General features: G+C 51.2%; 12 protein-coding genes. 7 read left to right on the top strand and 5 right to left on the bottom strand.

The features are described from left to right. Nucleotides 1–85 precede the first annotated feature (85 nt). The 4 genes from HVX72_RS19905 to silR form a co-directional block, all read right to left on the bottom strand. Nucleotides 86–1,233 (bottom strand): IS3 family transposase gene (locus tag HVX72_RS19905; protein ID WP_096755719.1). Its coding sequence is split into 2 segments (ribosomal slippage): nucleotides 86–996 and nucleotides 996–1,233, totalling 1,149 coding nucleotides; the frame shifts between segments, so codons are not numbered across the junction. A 253-nt stretch (nucleotides 1,234–1,486) separates the two neighbouring features. Next, on the bottom strand, nucleotides 1,487–1,918 hold the full coding sequence (silE, locus tag HVX72_RS19900; protein ID WP_038633721.1) for a silver-binding protein SilE: 432 nt from the start codon (nucleotides 1,916–1,918) through the stop codon (nucleotides 1,487–1,489). 250 nt (nucleotides 1,919–2,168) lie between these two features. Next, nucleotides 2,169–3,644: a copper/silver sensor histidine kinase SilS gene (silS, locus tag HVX72_RS19895; RefSeq protein WP_032433718.1), complete on the bottom strand. Its 1,476-nt coding sequence runs from the start codon at nucleotides 3,642–3,644 to the stop codon at nucleotides 2,169–2,171. Next, a complete protein-coding gene (gene silR, locus HVX72_RS19890; protein WP_038633715.1) occupies nucleotides 3,637–4,317 on the bottom strand; it encodes a copper/silver response regulator transcription factor SilR in 681 nt (226 codons plus the stop codon). The genes silS and silR overlap by 8 nt, the downstream gene beginning before the upstream one ends. A 189-nt stretch (nucleotides 4,318–4,506) precedes the next feature. On the opposite strand from silR, the gene silC reads away from it, so the two are divergent. The 7 genes from silC to HVX72_RS19855 all read left to right on the top strand — a co-directional run bounded on the left by silC (nucleotide 4,507) and on the right by HVX72_RS19855 (nucleotide 14,176). Continuing rightward, a complete protein-coding gene (gene silC, locus HVX72_RS19885) occupies nucleotides 4,507–5,892 on the top strand; it encodes a Cu(+)/Ag(+) efflux RND transporter outer membrane channel SilC (RefSeq protein WP_126957227.1) in 1,386 nt (461 codons plus the stop codon). 28 nt (nucleotides 5,893–5,920) lie between these two features. After that, on the top strand, nucleotides 5,921–6,274 hold the full coding sequence (gene cusF, locus HVX72_RS19880) for a cation efflux system protein CusF (RefSeq protein ID WP_008786772.1): 354 nt from the start codon (nucleotides 5,921–5,923) through the stop codon (nucleotides 6,272–6,274). A 113-nt stretch (nucleotides 6,275–6,387) separates the two neighbouring features. After that, nucleotides 6,388–7,680, top strand: a complete 1,293-nt coding sequence (silB, locus tag HVX72_RS19875; RefSeq protein ID WP_000157620.1) for a Cu(+)/Ag(+) efflux RND transporter periplasmic adaptor subunit SilB — start codon at nucleotides 6,388–6,390, stop codon at nucleotides 7,678–7,680. 10 nt (nucleotides 7,681–7,690) lie between these two features. Then, on the top strand, nucleotides 7,691–10,837 hold the full coding sequence (gene silA, locus HVX72_RS19870) for a Cu(+)/Ag(+) efflux RND transporter permease subunit SilA (RefSeq protein ID WP_000574029.1): 3,147 nt from the start codon (nucleotides 7,691–7,693) through the stop codon (nucleotides 10,835–10,837). Between the two features lie 86 nt (nucleotides 10,838–10,923). Beyond that, a complete protein-coding gene (locus HVX72_RS19865; protein ID WP_009654300.1) occupies nucleotides 10,924–11,364 on the top strand; it encodes a DUF411 domain-containing protein in 441 nt (146 codons plus the stop codon). A 126-nt stretch (nucleotides 11,365–11,490) separates the two neighbouring features. Then, entirely contained in the window at nucleotides 11,491–13,938 is a 2,448-nt protein-coding gene (gene silP, locus HVX72_RS19860; protein ID WP_049042645.1) for an Ag(+)-translocating P-type ATPase SilP, read from the top strand. Between the two features lie 40 nt (nucleotides 13,939–13,978). Further along, nucleotides 13,979–14,176 (top strand): DUF2933 domain-containing protein, encoded by a 198-nt coding sequence (locus tag HVX72_RS19855; RefSeq protein ID WP_004388331.1) that lies wholly within the window; start codon nucleotides 13,979–13,981, stop codon nucleotides 14,174–14,176. 33 nt (nucleotides 14,177–14,209) lie between these two features. Here HVX72_RS19855 and HVX72_RS19850 read toward each other — a convergent pair whose 3' ends face one another. Further along, nucleotides 14,210–14,947 (bottom strand): peptidoglycan DD-metalloendopeptidase family protein, encoded by a 738-nt coding sequence (locus HVX72_RS19850; protein ID WP_004388332.1) that lies wholly within the window; start codon nucleotides 14,945–14,947, stop codon nucleotides 14,210–14,212. Between the last annotated feature and the right edge of the window lie 222 nt (nucleotides 14,948–15,169).

The following is a 15,169-nucleotide window of genomic DNA, read 5'->3' as shown; positions in this document are numbered from 1 at the left end:
CTCCCTAAATTCTGTAAATATCTCTCATGATGCCTTTGCGAGCATTTCTGATTTGTAGATAGCCAACTGAATCGCCACGGATAATCTAGACACTTCCGAGCCGTTGATAATACTGGTTTTCATATTCTGTCGGTGACATCTGTTCGCTAGAACCATGCCGACGCTTACTGTTATAAAACATTTCGATGTAATCAAAAATATCGCTGCGGGCTTCTTCCCGCGTTCCGTAGATTTTTTTCTTTATCCGTTCACGTTTCAACAACTGGAAAAAGCTTTCTGCAACCGCATTATCATGGCAGTTACCGCGACGGCTCATGCTGCCCTCCAGGCCGTGTGATTTCAGGAACGACTGCCACTCATGGCTTGTGTACTGACTGCCCTGATCCGAATGAACCAGCACCTGTTTTTGGGGATTACGCCGCCATACAGCCATCAGCAGTGCGTTCAGGACAATGTCCTTTGTCATCCGGGATTGTATGGACCAGCCGATAATTTTGCGTGAGAACAGATCAACAACCACGGCAAGATACAGCCAGCCTTCGTGGGTCCTGATGTAGGTTATGTCCGTTACCCAACTCTCATCCGGAGCATCCGGATTGAACTGTCGCTGGAGCCTGTTGGGCGACACGATACTGGCCTCGCCTTTACGTGCCCGCGGGCTCCGGTATCCGACCTGAGCCTTTATCCCGACACGTTTCATCAGTCGCCAGACTCTGTTCACTCCGCACTGTTGCCCGCTGTCCCGCAGATCCAAATGGATTTTGCGATAACCATAGACGCATCCCGATTCCAGCCAGAACTGTTTAATCTGCCCTGTCAGCCTCAGGTCTGCCTGATGGCGTTGTGAATGCGGCTGCTGAAGCCAGGCGTAAAAACCACTGGGATGAACATCCAGCACCCGACAGAGCAGGCGAACAGGCCAGCAACAGGTGTTGTCACGGATAAAGGCGTACCTCAGTCGGACAGCTTTGCGAAGTACGCCGCGGCTTTTTTTAATATGTCCCGTTCGTCGGTAACCCGCTTCAGCTCTTTCTGGAGACGGCGGATCTCGGCCTGAGCATCTGACTCTTCTTTATTAGTGGAAGAATCTGGACCGTACTTCTTTATCCAGGCGTAAAGGCTGTGGGTGGTGATATCGAGACGTGTTGCAACGCTGGCAACAGAATAACCGCGATCAACAACCTGTTTGACTGCTTCAATTTTAAACTCTTCGGGATAACGCTTACCGCTCATGGGCACCTCTCTTTAAGCCATCTTAAATGACTCTGAGGTGTCTGTTAAACCCGTGGCGATTCAGGCAGGGATAACATTAATATTACAAAAAGGGTGTTTTTGATTTTCATATAATAATTCCTTTCAGACAGGTACCGGTTAAGTGTAGCTGAGTCAGACAAAAAAGCCCCCTGACGGGGGGCAAAAATGTAGCAACGTTGTTTCAGGAAAATCTATCAGGGAAAAGGTAACAGCACGGATACTACCGTCGCATTCAGCCTGCATTGATCATGCGGCGGTGCGCTTCGGCCATGGCCTGATGTGGGCCGGATTGCCCGTTATTCATGAATTCATGGGCAACCGCTGCTCTTTCATGCTCATTCATCGCCGCGTAAGACGTTGACGGGACGGTCGTGGATACCGTGTTATTTCCCATCATCTTCTGATGACTTTCCACCATTTTCTGGTGCGCATCCGCCGAGCCGTTCGTCATGGTTTCATGAGCAATAATGGCCTGTTCATGCTGGTCCATACCGGTCATACGAGGAGCAGTCCCCTGGATCCCGACAGGAGCCGCAGCAGACTGCATCTGGTGAGCAGGAGCCTGTGCATTGTTGACGCGATCATGGATATTCACGGTTTCAGTGGCCCAGACCGATGAAATTAAACCAAAGCCCAGCAAAGATGCTAATACGATATTTTTCATGATAACTCTCCATTTCTGAATTAGTGATGTCCGGGGAAGTACAACCGGTGTTTTCAGTTCCATAACTGAAACAAGTTCGGCAGCGTTTATTTCTCCGGAAGAGGGCTGGATATTCATTTCCTGGCGTACTCTGACGCCGGGTATTGATGAAGCAATCCAGCCTTCCTGATAAGTTGCACTAATTATATCGAATGGCTTCTGTTTGCTGCATGACAGGCTAATGACATCTTTGTCATTTACATCTTTATTTTCAGCATTGGGTTTCCGGGATCATTTTCTCCAGTCTGGGCACGGATAAGATAAAACGCGTGGAGCGTACGTCTGATTCCACCTGCACTCTTCCGTGATGTGCTTCCACGATTGACTTCACAATCGCAAGGCCGATGCCGCTGCCTTCTCCTTTTCGTTGTCTGGATGGATCCACCCGATAAAAACGGTCAAACAGCCTTGATAAATGTTCTTCAGGGATCGGTTTCCCTGGATTTTCAATCACAAGGTCAAAAAAGCTCTCCTGCTTTCTTATTGAGACTGTGATGGCCTGTCCCTCCGGGGTATAACGCAGGGCATTGGATAACAGATTATTGATCGCTCTTCTGAACATTTGTGGATCTCCCTCAACCAGGCAGGGCATCCCGTTAAATTTGAGCGTGATATTGCGTTCTTCGGCCCAGGCTTCGAAAAACTCGAAGACTTTCATGACTTCTGCTCTGAGGTCAAAACGGACCCTGTCAGGTATAAGCTGGTTATTGTCCGCCTGTGCCAGAAACAGCATGTCGCTGACCATTTTGGTCATCCGGTTATACTCTTCAAGACTGGAGTAGAGGACATCCTCAAGTTCCTTCTGGGTTCGATCCTGACTCAGTGCGATTTCAGTCTGCGTCACCAGATTGGTGATGGGCGTTCTGATCTCATGCGCGATATCGGCAGAGAAATTGGCCTGGCGGGTAAAGACGTCCTCAATCTTTCCAATCATATGATTGAACGAGATAACCAGTTGCTCCAGCTCAATGGGAACGCGTGTCGGTTCCAGCCGCGCATCAAGATTCTCGGAGGTGATGTTTTTAATGGCATTGCTGACATTACGAAGGGGCAGGTGCCCCTGACGGACAGCGATGCGAATGATCAGAACAATCAGCAGGCTTATCACGACGGCGATCGCAATCAGATTTTTTTTCAGCGCATCGAGGTAATGGAGATGGAAATTAATGGAGAGGCCAGTCAGCATGACATAATTCTGCTGTTTGCCCTGAAATATCGCCTGGCCAGAGGAGGCGATAATCCGGTATGTTTCCATCTTCATTTCAGACCCGGTATCCATCGGTCTCGCAGGATCCTCCACCGTCCAGAGAAAGACATCCCGTGCGCGGCTGTGCTCGCTAAAATCTGCGGAATTCACGGCCGGGTGTAGTGCCGCCCCCTGCGCTGAACTAAAGAGCACTTCCCCCCTGGGATTGAGGAGCAAAAGGGCAACGTTGCGGTAGCTGGCAATCGACTCCTTTATTTTGCTTACTTTTTTTTCATCCGGATCCACCGGGGACTGCAGTATACGGTTCAGGGTAGTGCTGATTTGTTGAAGATCGCTGACATCCTGCTCGGCAAAATGATTTTCAACAGAATGCAGCATAAACCAGGTGAAGGCGATAAAAGCCAGTATCGTGGACAGGCTGATAAAAAAGGTCAGCCGCAGGGCGAGTGAGAAAGGGCGCCTGGAAGGTTTGCTATGCATCCGGGGCCTCCAGCATATAGCCCACGCCCCGGACAGTCTGGATCAGCTTTGTCCCGTAATCGTTGTCTATTTTAGCGCGGAGTCGCTTTACGGCGACATCAATCGCGTTAGTGTCGCTGTCAAAATTCATGTCCCAGACCTGAGAGGCAATCAGGGAACGGGGAAGAACCTCGCCCTGATGGCGAATGAAAAATTCCAGCAGGCTGAACTCTTTACTGGTGAGCACAATGCGGTTTCCGGCGCGACTGACTTTTCTGGATACGAGATCCATCGAGAGATCAGCCACCCTAAACTGGCTTTCCGTGATCATCGCGTTTCCCCGCCTCAGAAGGGTTCTCACCCGGGCCAGCAGTTCGGCAAACGCAAAGGGTTTAACCAGATAATCGTCCGCACCCAGTTCCAGTCCTTTGACCCTGTGTTCGATCGTGCCGAGGGCCGTCAGTAGTAAGACCGGCATACCCTTTCCGGCAGTGCGCAGCATGCGGATGATATCCCAGCCGTTCACATCAGGCAGCATGATGTCCAGAATGACTAAATCATACTCGGCTGTCATGGCGAGATGATATCCGGTAAGACCATTATCAGCGTGATCCACTACGAACCCTGCCTCTGTAAGCCCTTTGCTGAGATATTCACCTGTTTTAATTTCGTCTTCGACGATCAATATTTTCATCTTGCTCCCCGTCTGGCTGCTAATGTCATTCTATTGCGCACACGATCGTAATCAACGAATTACCGTAAAAATGACAACATTGTCATTATTCTGTCACCCGACAAACAGAGTGCATTCTGTAAAGTAACCCTGGTAATACTCTGAACTTCATTTGAACCATTTACCAGGTCTGCCTGGACGAGAAGCAATATGTTCAAATTAAAACTACTCAGCATCAGCACAATCTTCATTCTGGCTGGTTGTGTCTCTCTGGCGCCTGAATATCAGCGTCCGGCAGCACCGGTACCCCAGCAGTTTTCACTGTCCCGTAACAGCCTGACGCCAGCGGTGAATGGCTATCAGGATACGGGCTGGCGTAACTTTTTTGTCGATCCCCAGGTCACCCGGCTGATTACTGAAGCCCTGACTAATAACCGTGATTTGAGAATGGCTGCACTGAAGGTTGAAGAGGCCCGGGCCCAGTTCAACGTCACGGATGCAGATCGTTATCCCCAGCTGAATGCCTCATCCGGGATCACATACAGCGGTGGTCTGAAAGGTGACAAGCCGACCACACAGGAGTACGGCGCAGGTCTGGAGTTCAGTTATGAGCTCGATTTTTTCGGCAAACTTAAGAACATGAGTGATGCTGATCGCCAGAACTACTTTGCCAGCGAAGAAGCCCGTCGGGCCGTACACATCCTGCTGGTATCCAACGTTTCACAAAGCTATTTCAGCCAGCAACTGGCGTACGAACAACTTCGTATTGCGCGGGAAACGCTGAAAAATTATCAACAGTCCTATGCTTTCGTTGAGCAGCAGCTCGTGACCGGGAGTACGAACGTTCTGGCACTTGAACAGGCGCGAGGACAAATCGAAAGTACCCGCGCCGAAATAGCCAAACGAGAAGGCGATCTGGCTCAGGCAAACAATGCCCTGCAACTGGTGCTGGGAACGTACCGCGCACTTCCGTCAGAAAAAGGGATGAAAGGCGGGGAGATAGCCCCAGTAAAATTGCCACCAAATCTGTCTTCACAAATTTTGCTGCAGCGACCGGATATTATGGAAGCGGAATATCAGCTGAAAGCGGCTGATGCCAATATTGGCGCAGCGCGAGCGGCCTTTTTCCCCTCAATTACCCTGACCAGTGGTCTTTCCGCAAGCAGTACGGAGCTGTCCAGCCTGTTTACGTCAGGAAGTGGAATGTGGAATTTTATCCCTAAAATTGAAATTCCTATATTTAATGCTGGCAGGAATAAAGCCAATCTGAAGCTGGCTGAAATTCGCCAGCAACAGTCGGTGGTTAATTACGAACAAAAAATTCAGTCAGCCTTTAAGGATGTTTCCGACACGCTTGCGCTGCGCGACAGCCTTAGCCAGCAACTTGAGTCACAGCAGCGTTATCTTGATTCACTTCAGATAACTCTCCAGCGTGCCAGAGGATTATATTCCAGTGGTGCTGTCAGTTACATTGAAGTGCTGGATGCAGAGCGTTCTCTCTTCGCTACGCAGCAAACCATTCTCGATCTTACCTATTCCCGGCAGGTTAACGAAATTAATCTGTTTACCGCACTGGGTGGCGGTTGGGTAGAGTAAATTTATTTCATTAATCAGGAAATTTAAAATGCGTAATTCACTTAAAGCCGTTTTATTTGGTGCCTTCTCTGTCATGTTTTCTGCCGGTCTTCATGCTGAAACACATCAGCATGGCGATATGAATACTGCCAGTGATGCTTCGGTACAGCAGGTTATCAAGGGCACCGGTGTCGTTAAAGAAATTGATATAAATAGTAAAAAGATCACCATTTCGCACGAAGCAATCCCTGCGGTGGGCTGGCCTGCAATGACCATGCGCTTCACTTTTGTTAATGCAGACGACGCTATCAATGCCCTGAAAACCGGCAACCATGTCGATTTCTCGTTTATTCAGCAGGGTAATATTTCTTTACTTAAAAGCATTAACGTGACGCAGTCCTGATTGGCTGTCCGGAGCGATTACATCCTGTGCGCCTGTACATTCACATAGGTATATGTGTGAGTTAACCGTCAGGCGCATATGCCAGGTGTTTTGATTTTTTAGCGGAAAATTGTATGGCTTCTTTAAAGATAAAATATGCTGCAATAATTATCAGCAGCCTCATAGCAGGGGGGCTGATATCGGTTACTGCCTGGCAGTATGTAAACTCAGCACAAAAGACAGAAAAAACAGAACAAAAGGCACCGGAACGAAAGGTGCTTTTCTGGTATGACCCAATGAAACCGGATACCAAATTTGATAAACCCGGAAAATCGCCCTTTATGGATATGGACCTGGTGCCAAAATATGCTGATGACAGTGGCGATAAAAGCAGTGGCGGGATCCGTATCGACCCAACCCAGGTTCAGAATCTGGGATTAAAAACGCAAAAAGTCACGCGAGGAATGCTGAATTATTCTCAGACAATCCCGGCTAATGTCAGCTATAACGAGTATCAGTTTGTTATTGTGCAGGCGCGTTCTGACGGGTTTGTCGAAAAAGTCTACCCCATGACGATTGGCGATCATGTGAAGAAGGGGACGCCACTTATCGATATTACCATTCCGGACTGGGTGGAAGCACAGAGTGAATTCCTTCTGTTATCCAGCACCGGTGGTACTTCCACGCAAATTAAAGGCGTTCTGGAACGGCTTCGCCTGGCAGGTATGCCGGAAGAGGATATTCAGAGACTGCGTTCTACCCGGAGCATTCAGACCCGTTTTACCATTAAAGCACCTATTGATGGTGTCATTACTGCATTTGACCTGCGCACCGGCATGAATATTTCGAAAGATAAGGTGGTGGCTCAGATTCAGGGAATGGACCCGGTCTGGATCAGCGCTGCAGTGCCAGAATCTATCGCCTATCTGCTGAAAGATACGTCGCAGTTTGAAATTTCGGTACCGGCTTATCCGGATAAAACATTCCATGTCGAAAAATGGAATATTCTTCCCAGCGTGGATCAGACAACCCGTACGCTTCAGGTCCGTCTCCAGGTTTCTAATAAGGATGAGTTTCTCAAGCCGGGCATGAATGCCTATCTGAAACTGAATACCAGAAGCCAGGAGATGCTGCTGATACCAAGCCAGGCCGTTATCGATACCGGCAAAGAACAGCGCGTGATTACTGTTGATGATGAAGGCAAGTTTGTGCCGAAACAGATCCACGTTCTGCATGAGTCACAGCAACAGTCCGGCATCGGCTCCGGCCTGAATGAAGGCGATACCGTGGTGGTCAGTGGCCTGTTCCTCATTGACTCTGAAGCCAATATTACGGGCGCACTGGAACGTATGCGCCACCCTGAAAAAACAGAAAGCAGTATGCCAGCAATGTCTGACCAGCCTGTAAATATGCATTCAGGGCACTGAGGAGACGACGATGATTGAATGGATTATCCGGCGCTCTGTCGCCAACCGTTTCCTGGTCATGATGGGGGCCCTGTTTCTCAGCATCTGGGGCACATGGACGATTATTAACACGCCTGTCGATGCCTTGCCTGACCTGTCAGATGTGCAGGTCATTATCAAAACCAGCTATCCCGGCCAGGCCCCGCAGATTGTAGAAAACCAGGTCACCTATCCACTTACCACCACCATGCTGTCCGTGCCTGGCGCAAAAACCGTGCGTGGTTTTTCACAGTTCGGTGATTCGTATGTGTATGTCATTTTTGAAGACGGCACCGATCTGTACTGGGCCCGTTCCCGCGTGCTGGAGTACCTGAACCAGGTACAGGGAAAACTGCCCGCCGGTGTGAGTTCTGAAATCGGTCCGGACGCCACGGGGGTGGGCTGGATATTTGAATATGCCCTTGTCGATCGCAGCGGAAAACACGACCTTTCAGAACTGCGTTCTCTGCAGGACTGGTTCCTGAAATTTGAGCTGAAAACCATCCCGAACGTGGCTGAGGTCGCTTCGGTTGGCGGCGTGGTGAAACAGTACCAGATTCAGGTCAATCCGGTAAAACTGTCTCAGTATGGTATCAGCCTGCCCGAAGTGAAACAGGCCCTTGAATCGTCTAACCAGGAGGCCGGTGGCTCATCCGTTGAAATGGCCGAAGCTGAGTATATGGTCCGTGCCAGCGGTTATCTTCAGAGCATTGATGATTTTAATAACATCGTCCTGAAAACAGGCGAGAACGGCGTGCCGGTTTATCTGCGGGATGTTGCCCGCGTGCAGACCGGGCCTGAAATGCGGCGTGGTATTGCCGAGCTGAACGGCCAGGGCGAAGTCGCTGGCGGCGTGGTGATCCTGCGGTCGGGTAAAAATGCACGCGACGTTATCACGGCAGTGAGGGATAAACTTGAGACGCTGAAGGCCAGCCTGCCGGAAGGCGTTGAAATCGTGACCACCTACGATCGCAGCCAGCTCATCGACCGGGCGATTGATAACCTCAGTTCCAAACTTCTGGAAGAGTTTATCGTGGTGGCCATCGTCTGTGCCCTGTTCCTGTGGCACGTACGTTCTGCCCTGGTGGCGATTATCTCTCTGCCGCTTGGTCTGTGTATCGCCTTTATCGTCATGCACTTCCAGGGACTGAACGCCAATATCATGTCGCTGGGAGGGATAGCGATTGCCGTCGGTGCGATGGTGGATGCCGCCATTGTGATGATTGAGAATGCGCATAAGCGGCTTGAGGAGTGGGATCATCAGCATCCGGGTGAGCAGATTGACAACGCCACCCGCTGGAAGGTGATTACCGATGCCTCCGTTGAAGTGGGACCCGCACTGTTTATCAGCCTGCTGATCATCACCCTGTCCTTTATTCCTATCTTTACCCTGGAAGGTCAGGAAGGACGTCTGTTTGGCCCGCTGGCATTCACGAAAACGTACTCCATGGCGGGCGCGGCCGCGCTGGCCATCATCGTCATTCCGATTCTGATGGGATTCTGGATCCGGGGGAAAATTCCTGCAGAGACCAGTAACCCCCTGAACCGGGTACTGATCAAAGCGTATCATCCATTGCTGTTGCGGGTTCTCCACTGGCCAAAAACAACCCTGCTGGTTGCGGCCTTGTCCATTTTCACCGTTATCTGGCCGCTGAGCCAGGTGGGCGGTGAGTTTCTGCCGAAGATTAACGAGGGCGACCTGTTGTATATGCCGTCGACCCTGCCGGGTGTCTCTCCGGCTGAAGCTGCAGCGCTCCTGCAGACGACGGACAAGTTAATCAAAAGCGTTCCTGAAGTGGCCTCTGTATTTGGCAAGACCGGTAAAGCAGAGACCGCCACGGATTCCGCACCGCTCGAAATGGTTGAAACCACGATCCAGCTCAAACCAGAGGATCAGTGGCGTCCAGGCATGACGATTGACAAGATTATTGAAGAACTCGACAGGACCGTCCGTTTACCGGGGCTGGCAAACCTCTGGGTGCCGCCAATCCGTAACCGTATTGATATGCTCTCAACCGGGATCAAAAGCCCGATAGGTATCAAGGTGTCCGGAACGGTTCTGTCCGATATCGATGCAACGGCGCAGAGTATCGAAGCGGTCGCCAAAACCGTACCCGGCGTAGTGTCTGCTCTCGCAGAGCGACTGGAAGGCGGGCGCTACATTGATGTGGATATCAACCGGGAAAAAGCCTCCCGCTACGGAATGACGGTGGGCGATGTGCAGCTGTTCATCTCATCAGCCATCGGCGGCGCGACGGTAGGGGAAACGGTTGAAGGCGTGGCCCGGTACCCGATTAATATCCGCTATCCGCAGGATTACCGGAACAGCCCGCAGGCCCTGAAACAGATGCCGATCCTGACCCCGATGAAGCAGCAGATCACGCTGGGCGATGTTGCGGATATTAAGGTCGTTTCCGGGCCGACTATGCTGAAAACGGAAAATGCCCGTCCAGCCAGCTGGATTTACATTGACGCGCGCGGCAGGGATATGGTGTCGGTGGTTAATGACATTAAAACGGCGATCAGTCAGAAAGTGAAACTGAGACCGGGTACCAGCGTGTCATTCTCCGGACAGTTTGAACTGCTTGAGCATGCCAACAAGAAACTGAAGCTGATGGTGCCGATGACGGTGATGATCATCTTCATCCTGTTGTATCTGGCATTCCGCCGGGTTGATGAAGCCCTGCTGATCCTGATGAGCCTGCCGTTCGCCCTGGTTGGCGGGATATGGTTCCTGTACTGGCAGGGCTTCCATATGTCTGTCGCAACCGGAACGGGGTTTATCGCTCTGGCCGGGGTGGCAGCAGAGTTTGGCGTGGTCATGCTGATGTATCTGCGTCATGCCATTGAAGCGCACCCGGAATTGTCCCGTAAAGAGACGTTCACACCGGAAGGTCTTGATGAAGCCCTCTATCATGGTGCCGTGCTGCGTGTCCGGCCGAAAGCCATGACCGTGGCGGTGATCATTGCGGGTCTGCTGCCAATACTCTGGGGAACCGGTGCAGGTTCAGAAGTCATGAGCCGTATCGCGGCACCCATGATTGGTGGGATGATCACGGCTCCGCTGCTGTCCCTGTTCATAATTCCTGCCGCCTACAAATTAATCTGGCTGCGCAGACATAAAAAAAGCGTGTCATAACCCTGTAAGGGCATCCTCTGTGGGTGCCCTTCTGTACTGATTCATCCTGACGTCAGGGGTTATATCGATAATATACAGAGGTGAGTATGAAAAAAGTGGTCCTGGTGGCCCTGGCTCTCGGCCTTTCACTGCCCGCAATGGCGAGTGAAAAAGTGATTGATATGTACAAATCTGAAAACTGTGGCTGTTGTTCCCTGTGGGGCAAGGCGATGGAAAAAGACGGGTTTGAAGTACGAACTCACGTCATGAATGATCAGGCGCTGTCAGCCCTGAAAGAAAAGCATGCTATTCCTGCAGGACTACGAAGTTGTCATACCGCGGTTGCCGGTAATTTGATCATTGAAGGCCATGTGCCTGCGACAACGATACATAAGGCAATGCAGTCTGGTTCGGGTATATACGGTCTCGCCACCCCCGGTATGCCAGCAGGAAGTCCTGGAATGGAGATGGGAGCCCGAAAAGAGGCTTACGATGTTATCGCATTCTCACCGGATGGAAGTAAAAAAGTCTTCCAGCGAATCGAATAGTCAGCGGAACGGCTGATAACGGGACGCCGGTAGCAGGCACTCCTGTGCCGGCGATATTCGTGGTAATCGCATCCATGACATACCCTGAAGACAGAAGATGCTTCGGTATGCATAAGGAGAGTTACTGTGAAAAATGACAATGCAGTGCAACACAACAACCAGACTGCTTCTGAGCAGACATTATCCCCGGACGAGGGCCACGTATTGCATAAGGTGAGAGATCCCGTGTGCGGGATGGCCATCCTGCCCGACAGGGCGCACAGCAGCATTCGATACCAGGACCATCAACTTTATTTCTGCTCCGCCAGCTGTGAGAGTAAATTTAAAGCCCATCCCGATCGTTATCTTACCGAAGATGCCAGTGAACATTCCCATCACCATCACCACGATCATCACGAAGTCAGCCCTGATCAGATAAAACAGCCTCACCACCAGGCGGAGAAAGAGAATTCTGAAGGTGTGTGGACATGTCCGATGCACCCGGAGATACGCCGCAGTGGTCCCGGAAGCTGTCCTGTCTGTGGAATGGCACTGGAGCCGCTCGTAGCTACGGCATCCACGGGGCCAAGTGATGAACTTCGCGACATGACAAGACGCTTCTGGCTGGGGTTGTTGCTGGCGTTTCCGGTTCTGGTACTCGAAATGGGATCTCATCTGTTTCCCGCCTTGAGGAATACAGTACCGCCACAGTACAACACATGGCTGCAGCTGCTTCTGGCCTCTCCTGTCGTGTTGTGGTGTGGCTGGCCATTCTTCGCCCGGGCCGGAATGTCGTTACGTAACCGCTCCCTGAATATGTTTACCCTTGTTGCAATGGGCACCGGCGTAGCCTGGGTGTACAGCGTCATTGCAACCGTCTTCCCCTCCTGGTTTCCTGCATCGTTCAGAAACATGGATGGCCTGGTGGCCGTTTATTTTGAAGCCGCAGCAGTTATTACGGTGCTTGTTCTGCTGGGACAGGTTCTTGAGCTGCGGGCACGGGAACAAACCTCAGGTGCCATTACTGCACTACTGAATCTTGCCCCCAAAACCGCCAGGCGGCTGGATCATGACGGTCATGAAACGGATATTAATGCGGAAGATGTTCTGCCTGGCGATAAGCTCCGCATCAGACCAGGAGAGAGTATTCCGGTCGACGGTATTGTGATCGAAGGCAAAACAACCGTTGATGAATCGATGGTGACCGGGGAATCTATGCCGGTTACCAAAACGGAGGGTGACCCTGTCATCGGGGGGACCATTAATCAGACAGGGAGTCTCATCATCCGTGCAGAGAAAGTCGGTGATGAAACAATGCTCTCACGAATTGTTCAGATGGTCGCTGATGCACAGCGTTCGCGTGCCCCCATCCAGAGAATGGCTGACAGCGTTTCAGGCTGGTTTGTTCCTCTGGTGATACTTATCGCGGTTGTTGCTTTCGTGATCTGGTCTGTCTGGGGGCCCGAGCCCAGGATGGCTCACGGTCTCATTGCGGCTGTGTCGGTCCTGATTATTGCCTGTCCCTGCGCGCTGGGGCTGGCCACGCCGATGTCGATAATGGTGGGGGTGGGCAAAGGAGCCCAGGCCGGGGTGTTAATCAGGAATGCCGAAGCCCTTGAGCGTCTTGAAAAAGTGGACACGCTGGTTGTCGACAAAACAGGCACGCTCACGGAAGGTTCGCCTACGGTGACAGGGATTATCAGTCTCAATCCGGGTGGGGAAACATCTCTTTTGCGTGTAACAGCCGCAGTGGAAAAAGGCTCGCAGCATCCGCTGGGTATGGCAGTAGTTAAAGCAGCACAGGAAAAGGGGATCGCAATACCCGCAGTCACTCATTTCGATGCACCGTCGGGTAAAGGTGTCTCAGGCGATGTCGAAGGTCAACGGGTTGTTATTGGTAATGAACTGGCTATGCAGGAAAACAGTATCGTTATTGATAATCAAAAGGCCGTTGCGGATACGTTGCGGATGGAAGGCGCTACCGTTATCTATGTGGCCACAGACGGGGACCTTGCAGGCCTGATAGCTATCTCGGATCCCGTGAAAACAACCACGCCGGATGCGCTTAAAGCTTTGCGTCAGGCGGGGATCCGCATTGTTATGCTCACCGGGGATAACCAGCTTACTGCTGAAGCAGTCGCACGGAAACTGGGAATAGATGAGGTTGAAGCCGGAATTCTGCCGGATGGCAAAAAAGCAGTGATAACCCGACTGAAAGCGTCTGGCCATGTGGTTGCGATGGCCGGAGACGGTGTGAATGATGCCCCGGCGCTGGCAGCGGCTGACGTGGGTATAGCCATGGGAACGGGTACAGATGTGGCAATTGAAAGTGCCGGAGTCACCCTTCTCAAAGGCGACTTGATGATACTGAACAGGGCCCGTCATCTGTCAGAAATCACCATGAAAAATATCCGACAGAATCTGTTTTTTGCATTTATCTACAACGCACTTGGCGTGCCTGTGGCTGCAGGTCTGCTTTATCCTGTGTATGGAATACTGCTGTCGCCAGTTATTGCGGCGGCGGCCATGGCTCTTTCCTCCGTCAGCGTCATTGTGAATGCGTTGCGTCTGAAAAGTGTCAGGCTCGGGAAATAACCCTGAGTGAAGGGTCAGTTACGAACAGAAGGAGTCCGGTATGAAAAGTACCACCTATGCGCTTATTGCTGTCGCCGCGATTGCGGCATTTGCTCTCCTGCGCGAACACTGGTCACATGTGGCAGGCTACTGGCCATATCTGTTACTGCTGCTTTGTCCGCTCATGCATCTTTTCCACGGTCACGGGGGGCATGGAGATCATCAACATCACGGAAGTGAAAACGATAAAAAAAATTAATCCGGCAGACGGGACCGCGTCGCGGTCCCGTTATCAGTCCAGGTATCGTTCGTAGTCTCTGGCATGCGCAAAGGCATGCTGTTCGAGTTTGTTATCAGCGGGTGCCGCCGTCCGGAACGCCAGTGAGTTAACAGGATTGTTATTGATGACCAGCTCGTAATGCAGATGAGGACCGGATGAACGTCCGCTGTTACCGGATAACGCAATAGCGTCTCCCCGGGTAACCCTGGCCCCTTTAGTAACGAGTATTTTATTGAGGTGGAGATAGCGAGTTTTAACACCGGCTTTTCCCGTTACTTCAACAAAATATCCCATGGTACTGTTGTATTCGGCCCGGGTGATTTTTCCGTCGATGACGCTGACTATTTTCGTGTTCATGGGCATGGAATAATCAATGCCATTATGGGGACTCACTTTTCCCGATACCGGGTTAAGTCTTGCAGGATTGAAAGGCGAACTGAGTCTTGCTGTGGCCGGTAACGGATAATCGAGACTGCCTTTCCCGGAAGTATCGGAAAGGTTATAGAACTTTTTATCTGATATACGATACGCCGTGTAATTAAATGAACCGGACGTAAATTTATAGGCCACGACACGTGATTTTCCCGCTTTCTTTTGCAGTACGAGTTTTAATGATTCATTTTTTTTCAAATGCCGCAGATTAAACCGGGAAGGCAAGGAGCGCTGAAGAGTAGCGATCTCGTTCGATTCCAGCCCCGAGCGGGTGGCTGAAAGGTAGGCATTTTCTTTTACGACATCGGTAGAATACATTTACTGGAATTCGCCGTTAGCATGAACACTGCGGCGTATGCTAGGGGTTTTCAGGAGGCGTGTCATCTGTCAGTTAATCGGGAGCACCGTTGATGGTCGTCATTTTTGTAACATATCTTGTTTCCCGTTTGCTCCTGAAGCTCTGGGAACTGTATGACCAGCCCGACGGTGATGATTAACGGGACTGAAACAGGTTACGGCAGAGCAATATGGGGCTCATGT

Source organism: Citrobacter sp. RHB21-C05, from assembly GCF_013889015.1.
Taxonomy (GTDB): Bacteria; Pseudomonadota; Gammaproteobacteria; order Enterobacterales; family Enterobacteriaceae; genus Citrobacter_A; species Citrobacter_A sedlakii.
Note: the sequence above shows the minus strand (reverse complement) of the source record. Positions and strands in the feature narration are given on the sequence as shown.